Below are 25,117 nucleotides of genomic sequence, written 5' to 3' on the forward strand. Positions count from 1 at the left end.
TGATTATTGTTGTTCAGCGGCAACCATCTCTTCGATCTCTTTAATGATGCCGGCAGCATTTTTTATCGCGTCCTGTAGCGTAATTTCGTAGACATCACGCGACTCAAAACGCTCGTTATCTTCTGGAGTTACGGCAACTGAATGGATGATTAACGTCGCCTCAGCAATATCCTGCGCCGTCAGGCGATTTTGTATTCCGTCAGCACCCTGGGTTTCGATTTTCACTTCATAACCGGCTTCAACCGCGGCTTCTTCCAGCGCCTGAGCTGCCATAAAGGTGTGGGCCAGCCCCATTGGGCACGCGCAGACGGCAATTAATTTTTTACTCATAATCATTTCCTCGTAATAGTTAACGAGTGAAATTATGGTCCGAGGAAAGTAACAACCGTTATCAGACAAATAATGCTTTTACTGGACAAATAATCCAGCAATCAGGAAGTGTGACGAAGGTCGGAAAGGTGGGCGGCAGGCATAAAAAAAACCGCGTGATTTACGCGGTTTTGCAGATTTCTGATTGAAGAATTAAAGAATATGGCCCAGCGTCTGACGCAAATGCGCACCTGCGCCAAGTAGTCCAGGATTATCGTGCACAATCAGGTACACCGGAATATCCTGCACGTAGGCTTTAAAACGGCCTTTATCTTCAAAACCACCGCGGAAGCCTGAAGCCTTAAAGAAGTCGAGGAAGCGCGGTACGATACCACCGGCGATGTACACACCGCCAAACGTCCCAAGGGTTAACGCCAGATCGCCACCAAAACGCCCCATAATGACGCAGAACAGCGACAGCGCCCGACGACAGTCAATGCAGGAATCTTCCAGCGCCCGTGCGGTGATATCCTTCGGCTGCAGATTTTCCGGCAACCGCCCGTCTGATTTGACGATGGCGCGATACAGATTCACCAGCCCCGGACCGGACAGCACGCGTTCTGCGGAAACATGGCCAATTTCGGCGCGCAGGACTTCAAGGATAATTCCTTCTTCTTCGCTGTTAGGCGCAAAATCTACATGACCGCCTTCACCGGGCAGGCTTACCCAGCGTTTGTCCACATGCACCAGATGCGCCACACCGAGCCCGGTTCCTGCTCCATAGACGGCTATCGGTTTACCTTCAATAGGTTCCGCGCCACCAAACTGGATCAAATGCTCTTTTTTCAGCATCGGGATCGCCATCGACACGGCGGTGAAATCATTGATGATTTCCAGATGGCTAAAGCCCAGATTTTTTTTCATCTCAGCAATAGAGAATGCCCAGGTATGGTTGGTCATTGCCACCCAGTCGCCAGTAATCGGACAGGCAATGGCAATGCAGCCATCTTCAACGCTGACGCTATGCTCATCCAGGTACACGCGCACCACGGCCTCCAGACTGGGGTAATCCAGCCCGGAATAGGTTTTTGCCTGCGAAATCTCGCCGCTGGCAATATCGCACAGAGCAAGACGCGCGTTGGTGCCGCCAACATCCCCTACTAAAGCATATTTTGTCATTCTTCCACTGCTCCGCTAAAGTCAGATTAAATCTTTGCCACACTGTAAGTTCATGGGGACATAACAACAACGGTCTGAAGGCTGATGCCCGTGGAAAATCGATCCAGATCACACAATTACTTTATCGTTTCAGCATCATTTGCAGCGATGCCGTCAGGCATGCTGTGCAAACTATGTCTATGACTCTGTTTTAAGGAATAGAAAATGCTCCATCCGCGAGCCAGAACGATGCTCTTGCTATCAACCCCTGCGCTAATCATTGGCATAGCGTCCAGCCTGGTGTTGATCGTTGTGATGAAAGTGGCTTCCGTTTTACAGCAGTTTTTGTGGGAACGTCTGCCTGTTAGCATCGGTATAGCCCAGGACTCTCCGGTCTGGATTATCGGTATGCTGACGCTCACGGGGATCATGGTCGGGTTAGTTATCCGTTACAGCCATGGTCACGCAGGTCCGGATCCGGCCTGTGAACCGTTAATTGGTATGCCGGTGCCAACGTCAGCACTACCGGGCCTGCTGGCAGCGCTAATCCTTGGCCTCGCGGGTGGCGTCAGTCTGGGTCCGGAACACCCCATCATGACCGTAAATATCGCTCTGGCAGTGGCACTTGGTAGCCGCATGTTTCCCCGCATTGCGAAACTGGACTGGACCATTCTCGCCTCTGCCGGCACCATCGGCGCGCTATTTGGCACCCCCGTTGCCGCTGCGCTGGTATTTTCGCAAACGCTGAATAGCTCAAACGATGTGCCCTTGTGGGATCGCCTGTTTGCGCCGTTAATGGCAGCGGCCGCGGGTTCACTAACCACCAGCCTGTTTTTTCACCCCCATTTTTCACTGCCCATCGCGCACTACACGCAGATGCACTTGATCGATATCCTCAGCGGCGCGGTTGTTGCCGCCATCGCTATTGCTGCCGGAATGGTAGCCGTCTGGTGTCTGCCACGTTTGCACCATTTAATGCATCGATTAAAACACCCGGTACTGATCCTCGGGGCAGGCGGTTTTATCCTTGGAATTTTGGGTGTTATCGGCGGGCCGCTTACCTTGTTTAAGGGACTGGACGAAATGCAGCAGATGGCGTTTAGCCAAACGCTGGGGACATCGGATTATTTCATGCTCGCCGTAATCAAGCTGGCGGCGTTAGTAGTTGCGGCAGCGAGTGGTTTTCGCGGAGGGCGAATCTTCCCGGCGGTATTCGTTGGTGTCGCCTTGGGTCTGATGCTGCACGCCCATGTTGAAGCGGTGCCGGCTGCCATCACGGTTTCTTGCTCTATCCTCGGGCTGGTGCTGGTCGTCACCCGCGACGCCTGGCTGAGCCTGTTTATGGCAGCAGTGGTGGTACCAGATACCACCCTGCTGCCGCTGCTGTGCATCGTCATGCTGCCCGCCTGGCTGCTGCTGGCAGGCAAGCCGTTGATGGTCGCTGAGCGCCCTGATAAATAGCTATCCGCCGTTGCGAGATTCCAGCGCACGGGTCACCGTGCGCAATAATTCAGGAAGATCGGCTTTCGGTAGCACTACCTCAATTAACGATAATCGTTGCGGATGGGACAGCCTGGCCAAAACTTCCTCCAGCTGTACCGCCTGCGTCACCCGCCAGCATTCCGCCTGACATTCACGACTAAACGCCTGTGGCACCAACGTCCAACTCCAGGCGGCGATATCGTTATAGCGCTGATTTGCCCCGTGTATGGCCCGCTCCACGGTATAGCCGTCATTGTTGAGGAGTAAAATAACGGGTGATTGCCCGTCTCTGAGCATGGAGCCCAGCTCCTGAATGGTGAGCTGCGCCGCGCCATCGCCAATAATCAGGATCACCCGACGGTCCGGACAGGCCGTTTGCGCGCCGAATGCCGCCGGTAGCGCGTAGCCAATAGATCCCCACAACGGTTGAACCAGTACTTCCGCCCCGCAAGGTAATGAGAGCGCAGCCGCGCCAAAGGCGGCGGTTCCCTGATCGACGAGGATAATGTCATTAGGCGCCAGATACTGCTGCACCGTATGCCAGAAGTTTTCCTGCGTCAGAGGCCCCTTCTCAACCTGAATGCGCGCAACTGGCGGACGTTCTGGCGGCAGTGAAAACGACATTTCCAGACACAGCTCCCGCAATGTGGTGACCGCCTGCTCCATCGGGATGTTAAACCAGCTGGTTCCAATCCGTGAGGCATGTGGCTGAACATCAATGGTGCGCTCCTGCGGTAGCTGTTGCGTAAACCCGGCGGTCAGGGTGTCGACAAATTGTGTGCCGACACAAAATATCGTGTCGGCATCTTCGATAGCCAGACGAACATAATCGCTACTGGCTCCGGCACTGTATGTGCCAACAAACGCCGGATGACGTTCATCGAACAGCCCTTTGCCCATCAACAACGTGGCGTGGGCCATCGGCGTTTCCGCCATCCAGCGCTGTAAAACCGGCTGCAGACCAAAACGTAGCGCGAGAAAGTCCGCGAGCAGCGCGACGCGCGGGCTGTCCAACAATCGTTCACGGGCATGGTAGCGAAACGCTTCTGCCACACTGCTCTCCGGCTCGCTCAGAGGAACAATCAGGATGTCATTCGGTGGTGTGGCGGGCTGTTTTGCCACATCAGCAGGTAACATCAGATAGCCCGGTCTGCGTTCGATGAGCATTGCTCGCAACACGCGGTCAATTTCATAACAGGCGTTTTGTTCATCCAGTACCGCGCTCGCCGTCGTCACCGCCTGCTGCATACGGTAAAAATGTTGAAAGTCACCATCACCCAGCGTGTGATGCATCAACTCCCCACGACGCTGTGCACCGCGACAGGGCGCGCCAACAATATGCAAAACAGGAACATATTCCGCATAACTTCCTGCAATACCGTTAATCGCACTTAACTCGCCCACACCAAACGTGGTGAGCAGCGCCCCTACCCCGGAGACCCGTGCATAGCCATCTGCCGCATAAGCCGCATTCAACTCGTTCGCACACCCGACCCAACATACGTTGGGATGTTCAATCACGTGGTCAAGAAACTGCAAATTATAATCGCCTGGCACACCAAAGAGATGGCCGACGCCACAGCCTGCCAGCCTGTCCAGCAGATAATCAGCAACGGAATACGGGGTTTGCATGACAGCTATCCTTCTGACGGTAACCTCATGTTGAGTATCGAAGAACTGTGATGACTGTCCAGGAAAGTAGCTGTGAAGGGGTGGAAAGCAGGATTTACAGTTTTGGCGGTAAAAATTCATTGAAGAATAGACGGTGTAACCGTATACACTGAAAGACACACGCATTGTGGAAGGGGGTGACATGGTTTATCACGCAGATGAAAATCGTTATCAGACAATGGAGTACCGCCGCTGCGGTCAGAGCGGCCTTAAACTGCCGATTGTCTCGCTGGGTTTGTGGCACAATTTTGGCGATACCACACAGGTCGAAAACAGTCGGGCATTGTTACAGCGCGCATTCGATCTGGGGATCAACCATTTTGATCTGGCAAATAACTATGGTCCACCGCCGGGTTCGGCAGAACGGAATTTTGGTCGGATCCTGCAGGAAGATTTTTTACCGTGGCGAGATGAACTTATTATCTCCACTAAAGCGGGCTACACCATGTGGGAAGGTCCCTACGGTGACTGGGGTTCACGCAAATATCTGATTGCCAGTCTCGATCAAAGCCTGAAGCGCCTGGGACTGGAGTATGTCGATATTTTCTACCACCATCGCCCCGACCCTGAAACACCGCTCAAAGAAACCATGCGCGCACTGGATCACATCGTCCGTCAGGGCAAAGCCCTGTACGTCGGGTTATCTAACTATCCGGCAGATCTTGCCAGGCAGGCGATTGAAATACTCGACGATTTAGGTACGCCATGCCTTATTCACCAGCCCAAATATTCCATGTTTGAACGTTGGGTCGAAGGCGGTCTGCTGTCGTTGCTACAGGAAAAAGGTGTCGGCAGTATCGCCTTCTCACCGCTGGCTGGCGGACAGTTAACCGACCGCTACCTGAACGGCATTCCTGCGGATTCTCGTGCGGCAAGCGGCAGCCGTTTCCTGAACCCGGATCACATTACGCCAGAGAAACTGGAGAAGGTGCGGGCGCTGAATGCGCTGGCAGAACAACGCGGGCAAAAGCTTTCCCAGATGGCGCTGGCATGGGTGTTACGGGATGACAAAGTCACGTCAGTGCTGATTGGCGCGAGTAAAACGGCGCAGATTGAAGACGCTGTCGGCATGCTGGCAAACCGTCACTTTACGTCTGAAGAGTGCGCGGAGATTGATGCTATCCTGAGTTGATTGAAATAAAGACACATTTATTAACAAAAAGTGCTCTCACTTGCGATTTAAGAGTTAAGGCGATGAAACGGGGCTTTACTGCCCCGTAATATTGTATTAACAGGCCGGCTACGGCTCGATCGTGAAGGAGAGAAAACATGTTCAGGTCACTGATTCTGGCGGCAGTCTTATTGGCTTTTACACCGCTGGCCGCGAACGCTGGCGAAATCACCCTGCTGCCATCAATAAAATTGCAAATTGGCGATCGCGATAACTACGGTAACTACTGGGATGGCGGCCGCTGGCGCGACCGGGATTACTGGCACCATAACTATGAGTGGCGCAAAAATCGCTGGTGGCGTCATGACAATGGCTATCATCGCGGTTGGGATAAACGCAAAGCTTATGAGCGCGGCTACCGTGAAGGCTGGAATGACCGTGACGACCACCGCGGTCGCGGAAAGGGCCGAGGTCACGGACACCACCATTAATGTAACAAAAGGGCCCGCGGGCCCTTTTGTTTTTACAAACCGAGCGCGGTTCCTACCAACAGCCAGATATTGAGCGTCACCACCAGCACAACAATCACCCAGCCTACCTGTTTTACCCATCGGGTATTCACCAAATCGCCCATCAGCTGACTGTTGCTGGTGAAAATCAACAGCGGCACCAGCGCCAGTGCAATACCAAAACTGAGCAACACCTGGCTCATCACCAGAATACGCGTTGGATCTAATCCCATCAGAATCACAATAAAGGATGGCATCATGGTGACCGTACGGCGAACCCAAAGCGGAATGTGAAAACGGATAAACCCTTGCATCACCACCTGCCCCGCCAGCGTACCGACCACGGTAGAGGAAAGTCCCGCAGCCACCAGGCTTAAACCGAACACTGTCGCCGCAGCGTGACTCAACAGCGGTTCAAGGGTCAGATACGCTTGATCGAGATCGGCAATACCGGTATGCCCGCTAAAATGAAATGCAGCGGCAGCCGTCGCCATCATCGCCAGATTGACAAATCCGGCAATCGTCATGGCGATAGCCACATCCCATTTCGTGGCCGCATAGCGCTGTTGACGTGTTCCGCCGTGCAGATGCTGGGTTAAGGAAGAGTGCAGATAAATGACATGCGGCATGATAGTCGCGCCGAGCACGCCAGCGGCGAGGAACACCGCTTCGGAATTAGGTAGGCTCGGGATAACCATCCCCTTGCTAAGTTGCGCGAAGTTCGGCTGGGAAAAGATCAATTCCACAATGTAAGCCGCAGCCACAAACAGCAGCAAGCCGCCAATCACTTTTTCCAGCGGTTTTTGCCCGCGGCGCTGCAACATCAGAATCAAAAAAGTCGCGATACCGGTGAGCACGGCCCCCTGCAATAACGACACGCCGAGGATCAACTTAAAGCCAATCGCGGCACCAATGAATTCAGCAAGGTCTGTCGCCATGGCGATAATTTCGGCCTGCACCCAGTAGAACCACACCACCGGACGAGGATAGTGATCGCGAATTTGTTCCGCCAGATTTTTACCCGTGGCAATGCCAAGCTTTGCCGATAGCACCTGGATCAGCATCGCCATCAGATTTGCCCAGACCACCACCCACAACAGTTTATAGCCAAAGCTGGCCCCTGCCTGGATGTTGGTGGCGAAGTTGCCCGGATCGATATAGCCGATCGCTGCGATGAACGCAGGTCCCATTAATGCGAGCTTCAACTTGCGCGCTGCCCGTCCACTGCTACTCTCAACGCGATCGTTAGTCATTTTAGTGCCTCAGAAACATAGCCTTTGCTATGTTTCAAGCTACGCCTATTGAGAATGATTATCAAATTCATTTTGATGGGTGAAGTTGATTTCTCTGATAGTGTTTGTCTATGGATCGATAAGGATTCTGGGAAAAACGGTAAAATGTTTAATTATTGTTATAGATTAGCACAATGACATAACTTTTCACTTCGATACAAAGCATAACGGAAGTGTATCACCGATCACTAATTTTGAATCTCGTCACAGGTCCTTATTATAGTGTGTGTTTGATCTCGTTTTCTTTATGGTTGTTACATAGAATGTGCACGAAAACTAAACCTGCCTCATATTTGGAGCAAATATGGACCGCGTCCTTCATTTTGTATTGGCATTGGCCGTTGTTGCGATCCTTGCGCTGCTGGTAAGCAGTGACCGTAAAAAGATTCGCATTCGTTATGTTATTCAACTGCTTGTTATTGAAGTGTTACTGGCGTGGTTCTTCCTGAACTCCAACGTCGGCCTGGGCTTCGTAAAAGGCTTCTCCGAAATGTTCGAAAAACTGCTCGGTTTTGCCAACGAGGGGACGAACTTCGTCTTCGGCAGCATGAATGATCAAGGCCTGGCATTTTTCTTCCTGAAAGTGCTGTGCCCTATCGTCTTTATCTCCGCCCTGATCGGTATCCTTCAGCATATCCGTGTGCTGCCGGTTATTATCCGCGCAATTGGTTACCTGCTTTCCAAAGTGAACGGTATGGGCAAGCTGGAATCCTTCAACGCCGTCAGCTCTCTGATCCTGGGTCAGTCCGAGAACTTTATCGCCTATAAAGATATTCTCGGCAAAATGTCTCGCAACCGTATGTACACCATGGCTGCAACGGCGATGTCTACCGTTTCCATGTCTATCGTCGGCGCGTACATGACCATGCTGGAGCCGAAGTACGTTGTTGCGGCGCTGGTACTGAACATGTTCAGCACCTTTATCGTGCTGTCGCTGATCAACCCTTACCGCGTTGATGCCAGCGAAGAAAATATCCAGATGTCTAACCTGCATGAAGGTCAGAGCTTCTTCGAAATGCTGGGTGAATACATCCTGGCAGGTTTCAAAGTGGCAATTATCGTTGCGGCGATGCTGATTGGTTTCATCGCGCTGATTGCTGCCCTGAACGCACTGTTTGCCACCGTGACCGGCTGGTTTGGCTACAGCATCTCCTTCCAGGGCATCCTGGGTTACATCTTCTATCCGGTTGCATGGGTAATGGGTGTTCCGTCCAGCGAAGCGCTGCAGGTGGGCAGTATCATGGCGACAAAACTTGTTTCCAACGAATTCGTTGCGATGATGGACCTGCAGAAAATCGCCTCTACGCTCTCTCCGCGCGCTGAAGGCATCATCTCTGTGTTCCTGGTCTCCTTCGCTAACTTCTCTTCTATCGGTATTATCGCCGGTGCGATTAAAGGTCTGAACGAAGAGCAAGGTAACGTAGTTTCCCGCTTTGGTCTGAAGCTGGTGTACGGCTCTACGCTGGTGAGCGTACTGTCTGCATCTATCGCAGCACTGGTGCTGTAAGCGTAAGACAACGTCGTAGTAATAAGGCCGGGGAATTTCCCCGGCTTTTTTATGCCTGCTATTCAGCAGAGCAGAGAGATACCGGTAAGAATCGACAGGATGCAGAAACAAAAAACCCCCGCTTTTCAGCGAGGGTTTAAATTTTGGTGGAGCTAAGCGGGATCGAACCGCTGACCTCTTGCATGCCATGCAAGCGCTCTCCCAGCTGAGCTATAGCCCCACGATGCTTTTACGTATATACCAAATTCGTTGGGATAAAATTTGGTGGAGCTAAGCGGGATCGAACCGCTGACCTCTTGCATGCCATGCAAGCGCTCTCCCAGCTGAGCTATAGCCCCATTACGTAAAGCTTGTCGAGTTGACGGGCGGCATCATATGAATTCCCTTCGCGTGTGTCAACGGCAAAATTAACTCATAGAATTCAATCGCTGAAAAAGCAGTCAAATGAAGAACATTGCGCAACAACTCGCATTCAGTAGTTAAACGCGTCACGGTTTCTACTAAAATGGTGCTATAAAATGAGCCACTAATTAACCCCACGACTATTCAGGGAATCGTTATGTTCAAGGAACGGATGACGCCAGAAGAACTTGCTAATCTGACCGGATACAGCCGACAGACCATCAATAAATGGGTGCGCAAGGAGGGTTGGGCTACATCACCAAAACCAGGCGTACAGGGCGGTAAAGCGCGTCTGGTTCACGTCACCGAACAAGTTCGTGAATACATTCGCAGCGCTGAGCGTTCAGCCGAAGGTTTATCAGATAATTTATCGTTATCAGGCGATACCTCTATCGAAGCTCTACTGATTAGGCTCGCCAAAGAGATGACTCCGTCAGAACAGAAAATGTTTACGTCACTGATCCTGCGTGAAGGCATTACGGGTTTATTACAACGCTTAGGGATCCGCGACAACAAATAATATGAAAAAATTACGCAGCAAAATGACGACCGAAGAACTGGCGGACTGTCTCGGAGTTGCCAAACAAACCGTCAATCGTTGGATCAGAGAACAAAACTGGACCACCGAAAAGTTTCCCGGCGTTAAAGGGGGTCGTGCAAGGCTGATTCATATCGACTCCAGCGTCCGCACGTTTCTGCTCAATATTCCGGCTTTTCGCAAAGTACCTGAAATTTATCAGGCAGAGGAACCGTTGGCAGAATACAACCACGTGGTGCGTAGCCACGCCTGTCGCCAGATAATTAGCGCACTGGACAACATGTCCCCAACTGAACAAGAAAAGCTGGCAATGTATATTTCTCGCGAAGGTATTCGCACTTTCCTTACCCGTCTGGGTATTGATGAGTCTGAATAACAGGCAAAAAAAACGGCAGGATGCGCTCCTGCCGTTGTTTCATCGCTCAACCGAGCTTACTGCTGGCTTTCACGCTCAGCAATAAACGCCAGCGCTTTATTAATACGCTCAATGCTGCGGGATTTACCAATCGCATGCACTGTGACGTCTAACGCCGGAGACTGACCCGCACCGGTTACGGCTACGCGCAGCGGCATCCCAACTTTACCCATCCCCACTTCCAGCTCATCAGCGGTCGCCTGAATCGCGTGGTGCACGTTTTCTGCCGTCCACTCGCTGATAGCAGCCAGTTTATCGCGAACCACTTCCAGCGGCTGACGTGCTACCGGACGCAGGTGTTTCTTCGCGGCGTCCGCGTCGAACTCAGCAAAATCTTCGTAGAAGTAACGGCAGCTCTGCGCCATCTCTTTCAGCGTTTTGCAGCGCTCACCCAGCAGTTTAACCAGCTCAGACAGCTGCGGGCCGACGCGAGTGTCGATATTTTCCTGCTCAATGTGCCATTGCAGATGCGTTGCCACATATTCCGGTGCCAGCGTATTAATGTAGTGATGGTTAAGCCACTGCAGTTTTTCGGTGTTGAACGCACTGGCAGACTTGCTCACCGCACCAAGGGAGAACAGTTTGATCATCTCTTCACGGGTGAAGATTTCCTGATCGCCGCTGGACCAGCCCAGACGCACCAGATAGTTCAGCAGCGCTTCCGGAAGGTAACCGTCGTCGCGATACTGCATAACGCTGACCGCACCGTGACGTTTAGAAAGTTTTTTACCATCGTCGCCGTTGATCATCGACACGTGTGCATAAACCGGTACCGGCGCATTCAGCGCTTTCAGGATGTTTATTTGACGCGGAGTGTTGTTGATATGGTCTTCACCACGAATAACGTGAGTGATTTCCATATCCCAGTCGTCGACCACCACACAGAAGTTGTAGGTCGGGGAACCGTCGGTACGGCGGATGATCAGATCGTCCAGCTCCTGGTTGCTGAATTCGATCGGCCCACGGATCTGGTCATCAAAAATAACGGATCCATCCTGCGGGTTGGCAAAACGCACCACGCATGGTTCATCATCAGCATGATGTTCATGACCGTGGCGGCAGCGACCGTCGTAACGAGGCTTCTCACCGTTTGCCATCTGCTCTTCACGCAGCGCGTCCAGACGTTCTTTGGAGCAGTAGCATTTATACGCGGTACCGGCTTCCAGCATCTCATCAATCACGGCGTTGTAGCGATCAAAACGTTTGGTCTGGAAGTACGGGCCTTCATCCCATTCCAGATTCAGCCAGTTCATGCCATCCATAATGGCTTCAATAGCTTCCGGAGTGGAGCGTTCGAGATCGGTGTCTTCAATACGCAGCACAAACTCACCGTCATGGTTACGTGCAAAAAGCCAGGAATATAGAGCAGTACGCGCACCACCGACGTGCAGGTAACCTGTCGGGCTTGGCGCGAAGCGAGTTTTGATTTTCATGAAATGGCCTTACGTTTATAAAGATGCCGACAACCGGCAAATCCTGGGAAGATTATCAGGCTCGTATTCTATCACTGTGGTCTGATTCCTCAATGTTGTTCAGGTTGGAACATCACGCTTTGCCATTTTCGTATACAAATCATGCTGCATGGATTGATTTGCGATCGTTTTGTTTAAATTTACGACGAACGAACAAATTCTTTAGAAAATGCGTTGACTCATTTTCAACTCTCCCTATAATGCGACTCCACACAGCGGGGGTGATTAGCTCAGCTGGGAGAGCACCTCCCTTACAAGGAGGGGGTCGGCGGTTCGAACCCGTCATCACCCACCAACTACTTTATGTAGTCTCCGCCGTGTAGAGTAAGAAATTGAGAAGTGGGTGATTAGCTCAGCTGGGAGAGCACCTCCCTTACAAGGAGGGGGTCGGCGGTTCGATCCCGTCATCACCCACCACTTTCTCGCCAGCTGGATTTCTTACGATAAAATTGAAGTACCGAAGTGGGTGATTAGCTCAGCTGGGAGAGCACCTCCCTTACAAGGAGGGGGTCGGCGGTTCGATCCCGTCATCACCCACCACTTTCTCGCCAGCTGGATTTCTTACGATAAAATTGAAGTACCGAAGTGGGTGATTAGCTCAGCTGGGAGAGCACCTCCCTTACAAGGAGGGGGTCGGCGGTTCGATCCCGTCATCACCCACCACTTTCTCGCCAGCTGGATTTCTTACGATAAAATTGAAGTACCGAAGTGGGTGATTAGCTCAGCTGGGAGAGCACCTCCCTTACAAGGAGGGGGTCGGCGGTTCGATCCCGTCATCACCCACCACTTCGGGTCGTTAGCTCAGTTGGTAGAGCAGTTGACTTTTAATCAATTGGTCGCAGGTTCGAATCCTGCACGACCCACCAATGTAAAAAGGCGCCCTAAAGGCGCCTTTTTGCTATCTGCGATTTGTAAGATTCGAACCTGCGGCAGGTTCGGTGTTGAGCGCAGCGAAACAACGGAGCCGGTTACGGCGACGGCCCGAAGGGCGAGCGAAGCGAGTCATCCTGCACGACCCACCAATGTAAAAAGGGCGCTGGCGGCGCCTTTTTGCTATCTGCGATTTATACAACTGCCTGATGCGCTACGCTTATCAGGCCTACCGACAATACTCTCTTCGTAGGCCGGATAAGACGTTAGTCGCCATCCGGCACAGACATCATACCGTCAAAGCCGCCACCAGTTTCTCCAGCGCGGGTGTAGCCTGCTGTTGTTCATAGACAATATACAAATCCGCCGGAATACGTTCCTCTAATGGCCGGAATATTACGCCAGGCCAGTTCATTTGTGCATAACCATCAGCCATTAACGTAATCCCGATTCCCATACTGATCATTGCCAGTACTGTCTGGGGCTCAACAACCTCACGAATAATCATTGGCGAGAAGCCTGCCTGCTGACATACGCGTTGCAAAAATCCCCAATCGGAATGTACGGATGGAAGCGTGACAAAATATTCGTTGCGCAGCGCCGCCAGCGGAACAGCATCCCTGGAGGCCAGAATGTGATCTTCCGGTACTGCAACCATGAATGAAGATTCATGCAGACGTAAGCTGGTAAAACCAACCGTTGGTTCAATAGCCATACGCCAGATCCCTGCATCAAGCTCCCGACGCTCTAATAACGCCATTTGCATACCTGGCGATTTTTCGCGAAACAGTACTTCAACATTGGGATTTGCTTTCAAAAAATGGTGCATTGCAGGACGCATTCTTCCCCACAGCGCCGTACCAACCACACCCAGTTCAATACGCCCCGCTTCGCCGCGACCAATCTGCTCCACTCTCGCCATAGCCTGATTTGCATTGGCTAACAAACGACGCGACTCCTCCATCAGAATTTTCCCGGCATGAGTTAACGCAACGCTGCGAGAATGGCGAATAAATAACAAGGTACCAAGTTGCTGTTCAAGTTCTTTGATATGAATACTCAGGGGAGGTTGTGACATATTTAACCGGGCAGCAGCCCGGCCAAAATGCAATTCTTCTGCAACAGCGAGAAAATAACGCAATAACTTCAGATCGATTCGGTGAGCTCGTTCCATCACTGTTGCACTCCAGGTATAAGGGATAACGTCTGGAATCTACCACATTGCTTAGTAAAAAATAGATTTAACGACAAGATACCCAATATACATAAACACAATAGATAAAACCCCAGGTAAAACATTTGGTGCAGGAATGGGTATTCGGCATAAAGTAAATAATGCCCCAATGCCAAACCCAATGCCTGAGGATAGAATGATTTCTTTCACGTGGAATCCTTGTTTGTGAAATGAACTGGCGAGCATCCCCTCGCCAGTTAAATAATTTTAATGAGCCAATGATTTAGTCGACAATTTTTCTGGATGGTGTTGATATTTAAAGAACAACGCAAAAACAATTGCCAATGCCAAAGCATAAGCGGCAAATACCAGCCAGATAGTTTGCCAATCCTTGACGCCATCGACAGAAAAATAGTCCACCGCCATCCCGCTCAGGATTGACCCCACCCACGCACCAACGCCGTTTACCATTGTCATAAACAGCCCCTGAGCGCTGGCGCGAATGCTTGAGTCAACCTCCTGCTCGACAAAAACCGAGCCGGAGATGTTGAAGAAATCAAACGCGCAGCCGTAAACGATCATCGACATCAGCAGCAGTACAAAGCCAAACGGAGACGGATCGCCAAAGGCAAAAAAGCCAAAGCGCAGCGTCCACGCCAGCATACTCATCAGCATCACTGTTTTAATGCCAAAGCGTTTAAGGAAGAATGGAATAGTGAGGATAAAACCCACTTCCGCCATCTGCGAAACTGACAGCAAAATGGAGGGATATTTCACCACAAAGCTGTTGGCAAACTCAGGGTTACGGGCAAAATCATGCAGGAACGGATTGCCAAAGACGTTGGTGATTTGCAACACCGCCCCCAGCATCATGGCAAACAAAAAGAAAATTGCCATGCGCGGATTTTTAAACAAAACAAACGCATCCAGCCCCAGTTTACTGGCCAGCGTGGCGGACTCTTTTTTCTCTGCAACCGGAATTTTCGGCAACGTCAGCGCATACAGAGCCAGCAGCAGCGAAGCTCCAGAGGCGATATACAATTGCGCGTTGCTGAGTTCCAGGCCCATCAGACTCACCGTCCACATGGCCACAATAAAACCTATCGTGCCAAAAACACGTACAGGCGGAAATGCCGTCACCGGATCCTGGCCGGCTTTTGCCAGGCAGGAGTAGGAAACACTATTCGATAACGCAATCGTCGGCATATAGGCCATAGCATTAACTAACATCACCCAGAACATGGTATCAGAATCAGTAACCGTGGTGGCATAGAGTAACGCGCCAGCACACACCAGGTGGCACAGCATATAAGCACGTTCGGCACGCAGCCACTTATCGGCGATGATCCCCATAATGCCTGGCATAATAATCGCTGCCAGCCCTTTCGAGCTGTAGACCATACCCACATTCGCGCCGGTAAAATCCAGGGTGTTAATCATGTAAGAACCCAGGGTAACCAGCCAGCTACCCCAGATAAAATATTGCAAAAACGACATGATTTTTAAGCGGGACGTAATACCCATTTTTTATTCCTTGCCGTGAGGTAAGGCTCCCAAAAGGAACCTTTGCTATTGTGTGTTTAGGCCAATTTGCGTAAAAAACCGCAAATCAGATTAATAAAGTTCTGACGGGACAACTCAGCCGCAGCCAGTGTCTGAGCATGGGACAGTTTTACATCTCCTAACCCTTCCGCCAGATTGGTGATCGCAGAGACGGCAACAACTTTGAGACCACAATGACGTGCGGTAATAACTTCCGGCACCACTGACATTCCGACCACATCGCCGCCAATAATCTGCATCATGCGTATTTCTGCCGCAGTTTCGAAGTTCGGCCCCGGATAAGAAACAAATACGCCTTCGGTGAGAGGGAATCCCTCCTCTGCCGCAACGGCCTGAAGAATGGCTCGGTAATCTGCATCGTAAGCATTTGCCAGCGAGAAAAAGCGATCGCCAAAACGCTCATCATTCGCTCCAACCATCGGCGTACCCGGCATAGTGTTAATGTGATCACACAACGTCACCAGACTTCCTGGGCCAACTTCAGGACGCAGTGATCCTGCCGCATTTGTACAGAACAATACTTCACAACCCAGCAATTTCAGCGTGCGAATGGCGTCGGTCATAACCTTCATACCCCGACCTTCATAAAAATGTCCACGCCCTTTCATACAAGCAACAGGAACACCCGCCAGATGACCGAGCACCAGTTCTCCAGCATGGCCGTGAACGGTGCTCACAGGAAAACCGGGAAGTTTTTCATAGGAGATGGCGACCGCATTCTCAATTTGCTCCGCCAGCGCACCTAGTCCAGAACCCAAAATAAACGCAACTCGCGGGGTAAACTCCGGTGCATATGCACGAATAATATCAACACAATACTCAGGATTATGAGAAAAAAGAGCGTGAGACATAAATATCCTTGTTCTATCGGATTAAATTTGACTCCTTTTTATAACGACCTTCGACCTGTGCTGACCAATACACTTTTCAGGTGCTATCAATAGTCATTTGATATCGATGGATTTAGATCGCTTCTGTATTAATAAAGATACAAAACAGTATTGGTAGTTATCTACTCTTTATCATAACAATATGCTGTTTGTATTTTTATAAATCACTTATTTTTAATTAATCTATTAATAACTATTGGCATAGGGAAATATGCTATGAAAAAATTCTTTACTCTGACGCTGTCATCTTTACTCATTATTCCCGCACTATCCCATGCGGAATATAAAAGTGGATTTGCCGATATCGGCCTGCATTATCTCGACTGGACATCAGAGACTACAGAAAAAACCAGTAAAAAATCACATAAAGATGACTTTGGTTATCTGGAGCTTGAAGGCGGAGCGAACTTTAGCTGGGGAGAAATGTACGGCTTCTTCGATTGGGAGAATTTCTACAATGGTCGTCACGCTAAACCCGGCAGCGAACAGCGTTACACTTTCAAAAATACCAACCGTATATATCTTGGTGATACGGGGTTAAATCTCTATCTGCATGCTTACGGAACTTATGGTTCGCCGAATCGTGCTAACTTCCATGATGATATGTTTCTCTATGGGTTAGGTTATAATTTCACAGGCAATGGTTATTGGTTTAAGCCCTTCTTTGCCAAACGTTATACCGATCAGACATATTATACTGGGGATAATGGTTATGTAATGGGCTGGGTGGCCGGATATAGCTTCTCGCTTGGCAGCGAGAAATTCAGCGTAACGAACTGGAATGAATACGAATTTGACCGCAATGAAACCTACGCGGCAGGTAATGGCGGTAAGGACGGAATCAACGGCGCAGTCGCTTTCTGGTGGAACGCGACGCCACATCTTACCGCAGGTATTCAGTATCGTTACGCAGATAATAAACTGGGAGAATCATTCCTGCAGGACGGTATTATTTATTCTCTTAAATACTTGTTCTAACACATTAGCCCAGTCGGGCAGATATTTATATCTGATACAACGGATCGCGGGCACGACCAGCGGTTAATTCACTGGCCTGCATACGCACCACGTCCCACAGCGCCTGAGCCGCGGTTGATAAAGAGCGGTTTTTACGTCGAGCCAGCATCAGTTGCCGTTCAACTACCGGCGTCAGGCGCTTAACCTGCAAGTGACTGCCCTGCGGTAAGGGGAGCGCCAGCGCGGGCAGCACACTGATGCCAATCCCCGCCTCCACCATCGGGAACAGCGTGGCGGGATGACCAATCTCCTGAACGATGTTGGCATCAATGGAAAAATGGGCCAACGCCGCATCGATCAGCGGTCGACTACCGGAAGCGTAATCCTGTAACACCAAACGTTCGTGATACAAATCCTGCCAGTTCACCCACTCACGTTGGGCTAACGGATGATCCTCGCGACACAGCAGCAGGAACGGTTCGGACAGTACGGCTTCACACTGCAGGTCGGTCACAGCACCAGGATCTATCACAATGCCAAAATCCACCTCTCCCTGGCGAATACTTTCCAGCACCCACTGCTGGGGCCTGTCGTGCAGCACAAAATCGATCGCAGGATAAAGCTCATTACTCTGGGCAATACACTGTGGAATAAGGTGAGCAGAGATTGTCTGGCTGGCGGCAACACGCACCGTTCCGGTTAACTGTGTCCCCACCTGGCCTGCTTCACGCAGCGTGCTGTGCAGTTCATCCAGAATACGTTCCAGCCGCGTCGCCAACTGGTGCCCCGCTTCCGTCAGCACCACTTCCCGCGTTGTTCTATCTAACAACCGCACCCCCGTCTGAGCTTCAAGCTCTTTAACGCTGTGGCTGACCGCAGACTGGCTTAAGCCAATAATATCCCCCGCCCGGCTAAAGCTTTTGGCCTGAGCGACGGTAACAAAGATACGGAGCTGACGCAGAGAGTAATTCATCTATTCGATTCATATATGGATGCAATAAATCAATTTTATTTCTCAAATGGAAAAACGCAAAATGTTGCTACTGAATTTCAGGAGCTTTTATGAAACTTTTTCGTATCCTTGATCCGTTCACGATTACGTTGATTACGGTCGTATTACTGGCGTCCTTTTTCCCAGCCGAAGGTGGCTTTGTGCCTTTCTTTGAAGGCTTAACCACCGCCGCCATTGCCCTGCTGTTTTTTATGCACGGGGCCAAGCTCTCTCGTGAGGCAATTATTGCCGGCGGTAGTCACTGGCGTTTGCATCTGTGGGTGATGTGCAGCACGTTTGTTGTTTTCCCGGTGCTGGGCGTTCTGTTCGCCTGGTGGGCGCCGGTTAATGTTGACCCGATGCTGTACACCGGTTTCCTGTACCTGTGTATTTTGCCGGCCACGGTGCAGTCGGCAATCGCCTTTACGTCGCTGGCGGGGGGGAACGTTGCCGCCGCCGTGTGTTCCGCTTCGGCCTCCAGCCTGCTGGGTATTTTTCTCTCGCCGTTGCTTGTTGGCCTGGTCATGAATATGCATGGCGCAGAAGGCAGCCTGGAGCAGGTGGGGAAAATCATGCTGCAGCTGCTGCTGCCGTTCGTACTGGGACATCTTTCGCGTCCGTGGATTGGTAACTGGGTGTCCCGACATAAAAAATGGATTGCAAAAACGGATCAATCATCCATTTTACTGGTGGTTTACTCCGCCTTCAGTGAAGCCGTGGTTAACGGGATCTGGCACAAAGTGGGGATTGGCTCACTGCTGTTTATCGTGGTGGTCAGCATCGTATTGCTGGCAATCGTGATTGGCATCAACGTCTTTGTTGCGCGTAAATGCGGCTTCAACAAGGCCGATGAGATCACCATTGTCTTTTGCGGATCGAAAAAGAGCCTGGCGAATGGGATCCCAATGGCAAATATTCTGTTCCCGACGTCAGTGATAGGAATGATGGTGCTGCCGCTGATGATCTTCCATCAAATTCAGTTGATGGTTTGTGCGGTGCTGGCACGTCGCTACAAGCAACAGACGGACGCATTACAGGCGCAGCAGAAAAGCCGCGCCGCAAAGGCTTAAAGTGGGCGTTTCAGGGGCTGCACCAGTTGCGTCAGCCCTTCAGTTTTAATCAGCAGCGTGATTTGCATCAGTTCGCCGAGCTTGCCCGGCGGGAATTCATCCTTACGGGCAAACCACAGCAGATACTCTTCCGGTACATCAATCAGCCGACGCCCTTTATATTTGCCAAAGGGCATCACGGTATTGGCGATTTCAACCAGCTGCTCTTTTTCCATCTCAGGCACCCAGTAAGCGGATCATTTCAGCTTCGTCGATCACTTCAATGCCCAACTCCTGCGCTTTTGCCAGTTTAGAGCCCGCCGCTTCCCCCGCAATCACTAGATCGGTTTTCTTCGACACGCTACCGGCCACTTTTGCCCCCAGCTCGGTCAGTCGTGCTTTGGCATCATCGCGTGACATCAGGCTCAGGCTCCCGGTCAGCACCACCGTCTTACCCGCAAAGGGGCTGTCGATTTCTTCAGCGTTGATAACCACCGGCGCTGGCCAGTGAATCCCCTGCTCCAAAAGCTGGACGATCACCTCGCGGTTACTCTCTTCGGCAAAGAAATTAAACACGTGGGTCGCCACCACGATGCCGACATCCGGCACTTTTTGCAGCTCTTCAACAGAGGCGGCTTCCAGCGCGTCGAGCGTGCCGAAATATGCAGCCAGACCTGCAGCCGTCGCTTCGCCGACTTCACGAATACCCAGCGCATAGAGGAAACGGGCAAACGTGGTCTCTTTCGCTTTTTCCAGCGCATTCACTACGTTTTGCGCCGACTTCGGCCCCATGCGATCAAGACCGGTCAGCTTACCTGCGGTCAGCGTGAAGAGATCCGCTGGCGTGTGGACATACTCTTTCTCGACCAGTTGATCGATAATTTTGTCGCCCATGCCGTCGACGTCCAGCGCACGGCGGGAAACGAAGTGTTTCAATGATTCCTTCCGCTGTGCCCCGCAGATTAAACCTCCGGTACAGCGAGCAACCGCTTCGCCTTCCACACGCTCAACGTCAGAGTTGCATACCGGACAGTGGGTGGGAAACTCGATTTCGCGGGTATCGTCCGGACGCTCGGAAATCACGACGTTCACTACCTGCGGGATGACATCGCCCGCACGGCGAATGACGACTTTATCGCCAATACGCAAACCAAGACGCTCAATTTCATCCGCATTGTGCAAGGTGGCGTTACTGACCAACACCCCGGCAACCTGAACTGGCTCAAGGCGGGCGACAGGCGTAATCGCCCCTGTACGTCCAACCTGAAACTCAACATCGCGGACAAAGGTCATCTGCTCCTGTGCCGGGAACTTAAAGGCCACCGCCCAGCGCGGCGCGCGAGCAACAAAGCCCAGTTGCTCCTGCAACGCCATGGAGTTGACTTTAATCACCACGCCGTCGATATCGAAGCCCAGCGTCGGTCGGTCTTCTTCAACCTTATGATAGTAAGCAAGTACTTCCTCCGGAGAGTCGCAAAGCGCCACTCTGTCGCTCACCGGCAATCCCCACTCTTTAAATTGCAGCAGACGGCCCAGATGGGTATCGGGCAACACACCACCTTCCAGCACACCAACGCCATAGCAGAAGAAAGTAAGCGGTCGCTTCGCTGTGATACGCGGATCGAGCTGGCGTAATGACCCAGCCGCCGCATTTCGCGGGTTAGCAAACACTTTGTTGCCAGTACGGCGGGCCTCTTCGTTGATTTTTTCAAACCCGGCCTGCGGGAGGAACACCTCGCCGCGCACTTCCAGACGCGTCGGAATGTTATCGCCGCGCAGTTTTAACGGGATCGCACGAATGGTGCGCACGTTCGAGGTAATGTCTTCCCCGGTGGTGCCATCGCCGCGCGTTGCGGCGCTAACCAGCACGCCGTTTTCATAGAGAATACTCACCGCCAGCCCGTCAAGCTTCAGCTCACAGCACCAGGTTAGTTTGTCCGTACTCTTCAGTCGGTCCTGTACGCGCTTGTTAAAGGCGAGAAAACTCTCTTCATCAAACACGTTATCCAGCGACAGCATCGGCACTTCATGGCGAATCTGACTGAACGCCGTTAACGGGGCGGCGCCAACGCGTTGAGTTGGCGAGTCAGGGGTAATAAGGTCCGGATGCTGCGCTTCCAGCTCGCGGAGTTCGCGCAGCAGACGATCGTATTCCGCATCGGGAATTTCCGGCGCGTCCATCACATGGTAGAGATACTCATGATGGCGAAGCGTGGTTCGCAGTTCTGTCAGTTGTTGTTCGATTGATTCCATATCGCACCATCAATGATAAAAAACCCCCGACAGGCGGGGGTTTAGCAAGGAGATGTCACGCCAAAGGAGAATCAGGCGCGAGATTCTTTAACTTCGCGGATGCGGTCCTGATACTCGCGCAGTTTCTGCGGCGTCATCATGCGACGTTGATCGTCAAGCACCACACCACCCACTTCATCGGCAATGTGCTGTGCGGACTGCAGCATCAGCTTAAAGTTTTGCAGCTCGTCCCCATAGGACGGAACCTGCATAAAAATAGTTACGCCAGGGGTGCTGAAATCACCCGTCATTTCGGGATCAAACGTTCCTGGGTTAACCATATTGGCAAGGCTGAACAGCGACGGACCGCTGCCATCCGGGCTCAAATGACGATGGAAAATATTCATATCGCCAAATTTAAAACCGGCTTGCTGAATGCTATTGAGCAGCACTTCACCGTTGAGCTCGCTACCGTGATGCGCCGCAACGTTCATAATAATGACCGCTTCTTTACGCTGCGGTTTTTCAGCAGCAGGCGCTTCTTCAACTACCGGCTCAGGCTGCGGTTGATGTTCAACGGCAGGCTCTGCGGGCTGGAAAGTCTGCGGCGCAGGTTGCGGTGCTTGCTGCACGGGCTGCTGAACCTGCGGAGCAACGGGCTGATGCTGCATCGGCTGCTGTACAGGTTGTTGCTGAACAGGCTGATGTTGCACCGGCTGCTGCGGTTGTACAGGCTGCGGCTGAGCATGCGGCGGCGGTACCGGCGCTTGTGCAGGCTGCTGCGCGGGTTGACGCGGCTGAGCCGACGCATAAGGCGGCTGGTACTGGTGTTGCGGCGACTGAGGAGGAACACCATGTTCCTGCGCGTTACCGGGAGCATGATTCACACGATGAACGCGAACTTCGCCCACGCCTTCGTCTTCCTCGACATTGTCGTCGAACGAATCCTCGTCTTCACGTTTAGACTTCATGCGTTTCAGTGGGCGATCGCGGAATATAGAAGACCGCTCTTTACGGCTAGTCCAAAAACCATGTACCAGTAAAGCGATTATGGCGATCGCGCCAACAATGATTAATATCAGACGCAAATCCTGCATCATTATATTCTCTGTTGTTCTAACACCTTGCCACCACGGCAAACATTTACTCACTAAGAGTATTTGTCGATTACGCCAAGTGCAAGTGCACTCTTGGCTTTCACGGCATAAAGATGAACAAAATTGTGCTTTTTGCTGTTTTTTCGAACATTTCTGAACAGCTTAACGCTCAACAACCCGGTAAGATACGCAAAGTTTACCAGAGCTTTTATAACAAGGAGTATGTCCTGACCATGGTTTCATCATCTGCAGTCGTACCTCGCAGCGGCCTTTATTACTTTTCACAGGGATGGAAGCTCATCACCCAACCGGGCATTCATCGCTTTGTCATCCTGCCTTTGCTGGTGAATATCCTGCTGATGGGCGGCGCATTCTGGTGGCTATTCACACAACTCGATAGCTGGATCCCCGCGCTGATGAGTCACGTCCCTGACTGGCTTCAGTGGCTCAGCTACTTGCTGTGGCCGATTGTCACTATCTCCGTACTACTGGTGTTCGGCTACCTCTTTTCCACCATAGCCAACTGGATTGCCGCGCCGTTTAACGGTCTGCTGGCTGAACAACTGGAAGCGCGCTTAACGGGCGCAACACCGCCTGACACCGGTGTTCTCGGCATCATGAAAGATGTTCCCCGTATTATGAAACGTGAATGGCAAAAGCTGGCGTGGTATCTCCCGCGCGCCATCGTATTGCTGATCCTCTATTTCATTCCGGGTATTGGGCAGACCGTCGCCCCGGTGCTGTGGTTCCTGTTCAGCGCATGGATGCTGGCCATTCAGTACTGCGATTATCCGTTTGATAACCATAAGGTGCCTTTTAAGGAGATGCGCGTCGCGCTGCGTACACGCAAGGTCACCAATATGCAATTTGGCGCATTAACCAGTTTGTTCACCATGATTCCGGTGCTCAATCTGTTCATCATGCCGGTCGCGGTTTGTGGTGCCACGGCGATGTGGGTAGACTGCTATCGTGCTAAGCACGCGTTATGGAAGTAATGCAAAAATGTGTAAAAGCGGGCTGGCTTATGCCCGCTCTTATTCCATACTGCAAGGCATTATTTCCCATCAGCATATAGATATGCGATTTCCTTACTTCCCCATACTTTCTCAACAGGTATGCTGAAGCGGTATCCCAATTTCATACAGTTAAGGACAGGCCATGAGTAAGATTTTTGAAGACAACTCGCTGACTATCGGTCATACGCCGCTGGTTCGACTGAACCGTATCGGTAACGGACGCATTCTGGCGAAGGTGGAATCTCGTAACCCGAGCTTTAGCGTCAAATGCCGTATCGGTGCCAATATGATTTGGGATGCCGAAAAACGTGGTGTACTTAAACCGGGTGTTGAGCTGGTAGAACCGACCAGCGGCAACACGGGGATTGCGCTAGCCTACGTTGCCGCAGCCCGCGGTTACAAACTGACTCTGACCATGCCGGAAACGATGAGCATTGAGCGCCGCAAGCTGTTGAAAGCTCTGGGTGCGAATCTGGTGCTGACCGAAGGCGCAAAAGGGATGAAGGGTGCAATCCAGAAAGCGGAAGAAATTGTCGCCAGCGATCCGGAGAAGTTCCTGCTGCTGCAGCAGTTCAGCAACCCGGCGAACCCGGAAATTCACGAAAAAACCACCGGCCCGGAAATCTGGGAAGATACCGATGGCCAGGTTGATGTCTTTATTTCCGGCGTCGGTACCGGCGGTACATTGACTGGTGTGACCCGTTACATCAAAGGCACTAAAGGCAAAACCGATCTGATCACCGTCGCGGTTGAACCTACCGACTCCCCGGTTATCGCCCAGGCGCTGGCGGGTGAAGAACTTAAACCGGGCCCACATAAAATTCAGGGGATTGGCGCGGGTTTCATTCCAGGCAACCTTGATCTGAAACTTATCGATAAAGTCGTCGCCATCACCAATGATGAAGCAATCTCTACTGCGCGTCGCCTGATGGAAGAAGAAGGTATTCTGGCGGGCATTTCTTCCGGCGCTGCTGTTGCTGCCGCGCTTAAGCTGCAGGAAGATGAAACCTTTACCAATAAGAATATAGTGGTTATTCTACCGTCATCGGGTGAGCGTTATCTGAGCACTGCACTGTTTGCCGATCTCTTCACAGAGAAAGAACTGCAACAGTAATGCCAGCATGTTAAAAACGCGTAAAAAAGCACCCATTTGGGTGCTTTTTTGTGGCCTGCTTCAAAGTTTCAACTCGCCTGGCATTGATTCAACCCACCAGAACTGGTATTTAACCAAGCTAATTATTTTGATGCGCGAAATTAATCGTTACAGGAAAAGCGCTAGCTGAATCGATTTTATGATTTGGTTCAACTCTTCCTTTCGCGGCATAATGTTTAATGACGAACGAAACGTCAGCGGCAAGAAGTTGCCAGCAACGGATTGCACCGAACTCCTTTTGTGTCGCGTCCAGTTTACG

General features: G+C 51.5%; 24 protein-coding genes, 8 tRNA genes and 1 other RNA gene. 17 read left to right on the top strand and 16 right to left on the bottom strand.

Annotated elements, in window-relative coordinates:
• Positions 1-3: 3 nt before the first annotated feature.
• Both OGV89_RS09545 and glk read right to left on the bottom strand, forming a co-directional pair.
• Positions 4-330 (bottom strand): PTS fructose transporter subunit IIB, encoded by a 327-nt coding sequence (locus OGV89_RS09545; RefSeq protein WP_003028254.1) that lies wholly within the window; start codon positions 328-330, stop codon positions 4-6.
• 192 nt (positions 331-522) lie between these two features.
• Positions 523-1,488, bottom strand: a complete 966-nt coding sequence (gene glk / locus OGV89_RS09550) for a glucokinase (RefSeq protein WP_046670120.1) — start codon at positions 1,486-1,488, stop codon at positions 523-525.
• A 204-nt stretch (positions 1,489-1,692) separates the two neighbouring features.
• Between glk and OGV89_RS09555 the strand changes: the two genes are divergently transcribed.
• Positions 1,693-2,928 carry an ion channel protein gene (locus OGV89_RS09555; RefSeq protein ID WP_204529132.1) on the top strand — a complete coding sequence of 412 codons (1,236 nt, stop codon included), beginning with the start codon at positions 1,693-1,695 and terminating at the stop codon, positions 2,926-2,928.
• Here the strand turns inward: OGV89_RS09555 and OGV89_RS09560 are convergent, their stop codons facing one another.
• On the bottom strand, positions 2,929-4,581 hold the full coding sequence (locus tag OGV89_RS09560) for an alpha-keto acid decarboxylase family protein (RefSeq protein ID WP_003028261.1): 1,653 nt from the start codon (positions 4,579-4,581) through the stop codon (positions 2,929-2,931).
• 181 nt (positions 4,582-4,762) lie between these two features.
• Here OGV89_RS09560 and mgrA point away from each other — a divergent pair, with 181 nt between their 5' ends.
• Positions 4,763-5,752 (top strand): L-glyceraldehyde 3-phosphate reductase, encoded by a 990-nt coding sequence (mgrA, locus tag OGV89_RS09565; protein ID WP_054528628.1) that lies wholly within the window; start codon positions 4,763-4,765, stop codon positions 5,750-5,752.
• Between the two features lie 137 nt (positions 5,753-5,889).
• A complete protein-coding gene (ypeC, locus tag OGV89_RS09570; protein WP_003839243.1) occupies positions 5,890-6,222 on the top strand; it encodes a DUF2502 domain-containing protein YpeC in 333 nt (110 codons plus the stop codon).
• A 32-nt stretch (positions 6,223-6,254) separates the two neighbouring features.
• Here ypeC and OGV89_RS09575 read toward each other — a convergent pair whose 3' ends face one another.
• Positions 6,255-7,493, bottom strand: a complete 1,239-nt coding sequence (locus OGV89_RS09575; protein ID WP_003028272.1) for an Nramp family divalent metal transporter — start codon at positions 7,491-7,493, stop codon at positions 6,255-6,257.
• Positions 7,490-7,564 carry a hypothetical protein gene (locus OGV89_RS23015; protein ID WP_418219455.1) on the bottom strand — a complete coding sequence of 25 codons (75 nt, stop codon included), beginning with the start codon at positions 7,562-7,564 and terminating at the stop codon, positions 7,490-7,492. The genes OGV89_RS09575 and OGV89_RS23015 overlap by 4 nt, the downstream gene beginning before the upstream one ends.
• A 272-nt stretch (positions 7,565-7,836) precedes the next feature.
• On the opposite strand from OGV89_RS23015, the gene nupC reads away from it, so the two are divergent.
• The gene (gene nupC / locus OGV89_RS09580) at positions 7,837-9,039 is read left to right on the top strand and encodes a nucleoside permease NupC (RefSeq protein ID WP_003028275.1); all 1,203 of its coding nucleotides are present in this window, start codon (positions 7,837-7,839) and stop codon (positions 9,037-9,039) included.
• A 144-nt stretch (positions 9,040-9,183) separates the two neighbouring features.
• On the opposite strand, the gene OGV89_RS09585 is transcribed toward nupC, so the two are convergent.
• Positions 9,184-9,259 (bottom strand) — tRNA-Ala (locus tag OGV89_RS09585).
• Between the two features lie 42 nt (positions 9,260-9,301).
• Positions 9,302-9,377, bottom strand: a tRNA-Ala gene (locus OGV89_RS09590).
• Between the two features lie 221 nt (positions 9,378-9,598).
• Between OGV89_RS09590 and OGV89_RS09595 the strand changes: the two genes are divergently transcribed.
• A complete protein-coding gene (locus OGV89_RS09595; RefSeq protein ID WP_003028277.1) occupies positions 9,599-9,961 on the top strand; it encodes a YfeC-like transcriptional regulator in 363 nt (120 codons plus the stop codon).
• Between the two features lies 1 nt (position 9,962).
• Entirely contained in the window at positions 9,963-10,355 is a 393-nt protein-coding gene (locus OGV89_RS09600; RefSeq protein WP_003028279.1) for a MerR family transcriptional regulator, read from the top strand.
• A gap of 56 nt (positions 10,356-10,411) precedes the next feature.
• Here OGV89_RS09600 and gltX read toward each other — a convergent pair whose 3' ends face one another.
• The gene (gene gltX / locus OGV89_RS09605; RefSeq protein WP_286558548.1) at positions 10,412-11,827 is read right to left on the bottom strand and encodes a glutamate--tRNA ligase; all 1,416 of its coding nucleotides are present in this window, start codon (positions 11,825-11,827) and stop codon (positions 10,412-10,414) included.
• A gap of 258 nt (positions 11,828-12,085) precedes the next feature.
• Here gltX and OGV89_RS09610 point away from each other — a divergent pair.
• From OGV89_RS09610 to OGV89_RS09640, 7 genes are all read left to right on the top strand, one after another.
• A tRNA-Val gene (locus tag OGV89_RS09610) sits at positions 12,086-12,161 on the top strand.
• A 46-nt stretch (positions 12,162-12,207) separates the two neighbouring features.
• Positions 12,208-12,283, top strand: a tRNA-Val gene (locus OGV89_RS09615).
• A 47-nt stretch (positions 12,284-12,330) separates the two neighbouring features.
• Positions 12,331-12,406 (top strand) — tRNA-Val (locus OGV89_RS09620).
• Positions 12,407-12,453: 47 nt separating this feature from the next.
• Positions 12,454-12,529: transfer RNA gene (locus tag OGV89_RS09625), tRNA-Val, on the top strand.
• 47 nt (positions 12,530-12,576) lie between these two features.
• Positions 12,577-12,652: transfer RNA gene (locus OGV89_RS09630), tRNA-Val, on the top strand.
• A 4-nt stretch (positions 12,653-12,656) separates the two neighbouring features.
• Positions 12,657-12,732, top strand: a tRNA-Lys gene (locus tag OGV89_RS09635).
• 29 nt (positions 12,733-12,761) lie between these two features.
• Positions 12,762-12,888, top strand: a non-coding RNA gene (locus OGV89_RS09640) — RtT sRNA.
• A 137-nt stretch (positions 12,889-13,025) separates the two neighbouring features.
• Here the strand turns inward: OGV89_RS09640 and OGV89_RS09645 are convergent.
• Genes OGV89_RS09645 through xapA form a run of 4 tightly spaced genes read right to left on the bottom strand, consistent with a single transcriptional unit; the run spans position 13,026 to position 16,324 of the window.
• Positions 13,026-13,910, bottom strand: a complete 885-nt coding sequence (locus tag OGV89_RS09645) for a LysR family transcriptional regulator (RefSeq protein WP_003847307.1) — start codon at positions 13,908-13,910, stop codon at positions 13,026-13,028.
• A gap of 51 nt (positions 13,911-13,961) precedes the next feature.
• Entirely contained in the window at positions 13,962-14,120 is a 159-nt protein-coding gene (locus OGV89_RS09650) for a XapX domain-containing protein (protein ID WP_003847305.1), read from the bottom strand.
• A 57-nt stretch (positions 14,121-14,177) separates the two neighbouring features.
• Positions 14,178-15,434 carry a nucleoside permease gene (locus tag OGV89_RS09655; protein ID WP_003847301.1) on the bottom strand — a complete coding sequence of 419 codons (1,257 nt, stop codon included), beginning with the start codon at positions 15,432-15,434 and terminating at the stop codon, positions 14,178-14,180.
• 56 nt (positions 15,435-15,490) lie between these two features.
• A complete protein-coding gene (gene xapA / locus OGV89_RS09660) occupies positions 15,491-16,324 on the bottom strand; it encodes a xanthosine phosphorylase (protein ID WP_003847299.1) in 834 nt (277 codons plus the stop codon).
• 255 nt (positions 16,325-16,579) lie between these two features.
• On the opposite strand from xapA, the gene OGV89_RS09665 reads away from it, so the two are divergent.
• On the top strand, positions 16,580-17,341 hold the full coding sequence (locus OGV89_RS09665) for a nucleoside-specific channel-forming Tsx family protein (protein ID WP_003847297.1): 762 nt from the start codon (positions 16,580-16,582) through the stop codon (positions 17,339-17,341).
• Between the two features lie 25 nt (positions 17,342-17,366).
• Here the strand turns inward: OGV89_RS09665 and OGV89_RS09670 are convergent, their stop codons facing one another.
• Complete coding sequence (locus OGV89_RS09670; protein ID WP_046670126.1) at positions 17,367-18,293, bottom strand: LysR family transcriptional regulator; 927 nt, start codon at positions 18,291-18,293, stop codon at positions 17,367-17,369.
• 89 nt (positions 18,294-18,382) lie between these two features.
• Here OGV89_RS09670 and OGV89_RS09675 point away from each other — a divergent pair, with 89 nt between their 5' ends.
• Entirely contained in the window at positions 18,383-19,381 is a 999-nt protein-coding gene (locus OGV89_RS09675) for a bile acid:sodium symporter family protein (RefSeq protein WP_003038103.1), read from the top strand.
• Here the strand turns inward: OGV89_RS09675 and OGV89_RS09680 are convergent.
• The 3 genes from OGV89_RS09680 to zipA form a co-directional block, all read right to left on the bottom strand.
• Positions 19,378-19,596, bottom strand: coding sequence for a DUF3820 family protein (locus OGV89_RS09680; RefSeq protein WP_003038102.1), 219 nt, complete (start codon positions 19,594-19,596; stop codon positions 19,378-19,380). The two genes, OGV89_RS09675 and OGV89_RS09680, sit on opposite strands and share 4 nt — an antisense overlap.
• A 1-nt stretch (position 19,597) precedes the next feature.
• Positions 19,598-21,613 (bottom strand): NAD-dependent DNA ligase LigA, encoded by a 2,016-nt coding sequence (ligA, locus tag OGV89_RS09685; RefSeq protein WP_003838570.1) that lies wholly within the window; start codon positions 21,611-21,613, stop codon positions 19,598-19,600.
• A 71-nt stretch (positions 21,614-21,684) separates the two neighbouring features.
• Positions 21,685-22,692 carry a cell division protein ZipA gene (gene zipA / locus OGV89_RS09690; RefSeq protein ID WP_003038097.1) on the bottom strand — a complete coding sequence of 336 codons (1,008 nt, stop codon included), beginning with the start codon at positions 22,690-22,692 and terminating at the stop codon, positions 21,685-21,687.
• 230 nt (positions 22,693-22,922) lie between these two features.
• Here zipA and cysZ point away from each other — a divergent pair, with 230 nt between their 5' ends.
• Together cysZ and cysK are read left to right on the top strand one after the other, a co-directional pair.
• Positions 22,923-23,684 carry a sulfate transporter CysZ gene (gene cysZ, locus OGV89_RS09695; protein ID WP_286558550.1) on the top strand — a complete coding sequence of 254 codons (762 nt, stop codon included), beginning with the start codon at positions 22,923-22,925 and terminating at the stop codon, positions 23,682-23,684.
• Between the two features lie 163 nt (positions 23,685-23,847).
• Positions 23,848-24,819, top strand: a complete 972-nt coding sequence (gene cysK / locus OGV89_RS09700; RefSeq protein ID WP_003038091.1) for a cysteine synthase A — start codon at positions 23,848-23,850, stop codon at positions 24,817-24,819.
• Positions 24,820-25,117 lie beyond the last annotated feature (298 nt).

The sequence above is a fragment of the Citrobacter sp. Cf125 genome (assembly GCF_030333935.1).
Classification (GTDB): Bacteria; Pseudomonadota; Gammaproteobacteria; order Enterobacterales; family Enterobacteriaceae; genus Citrobacter; species Citrobacter freundii.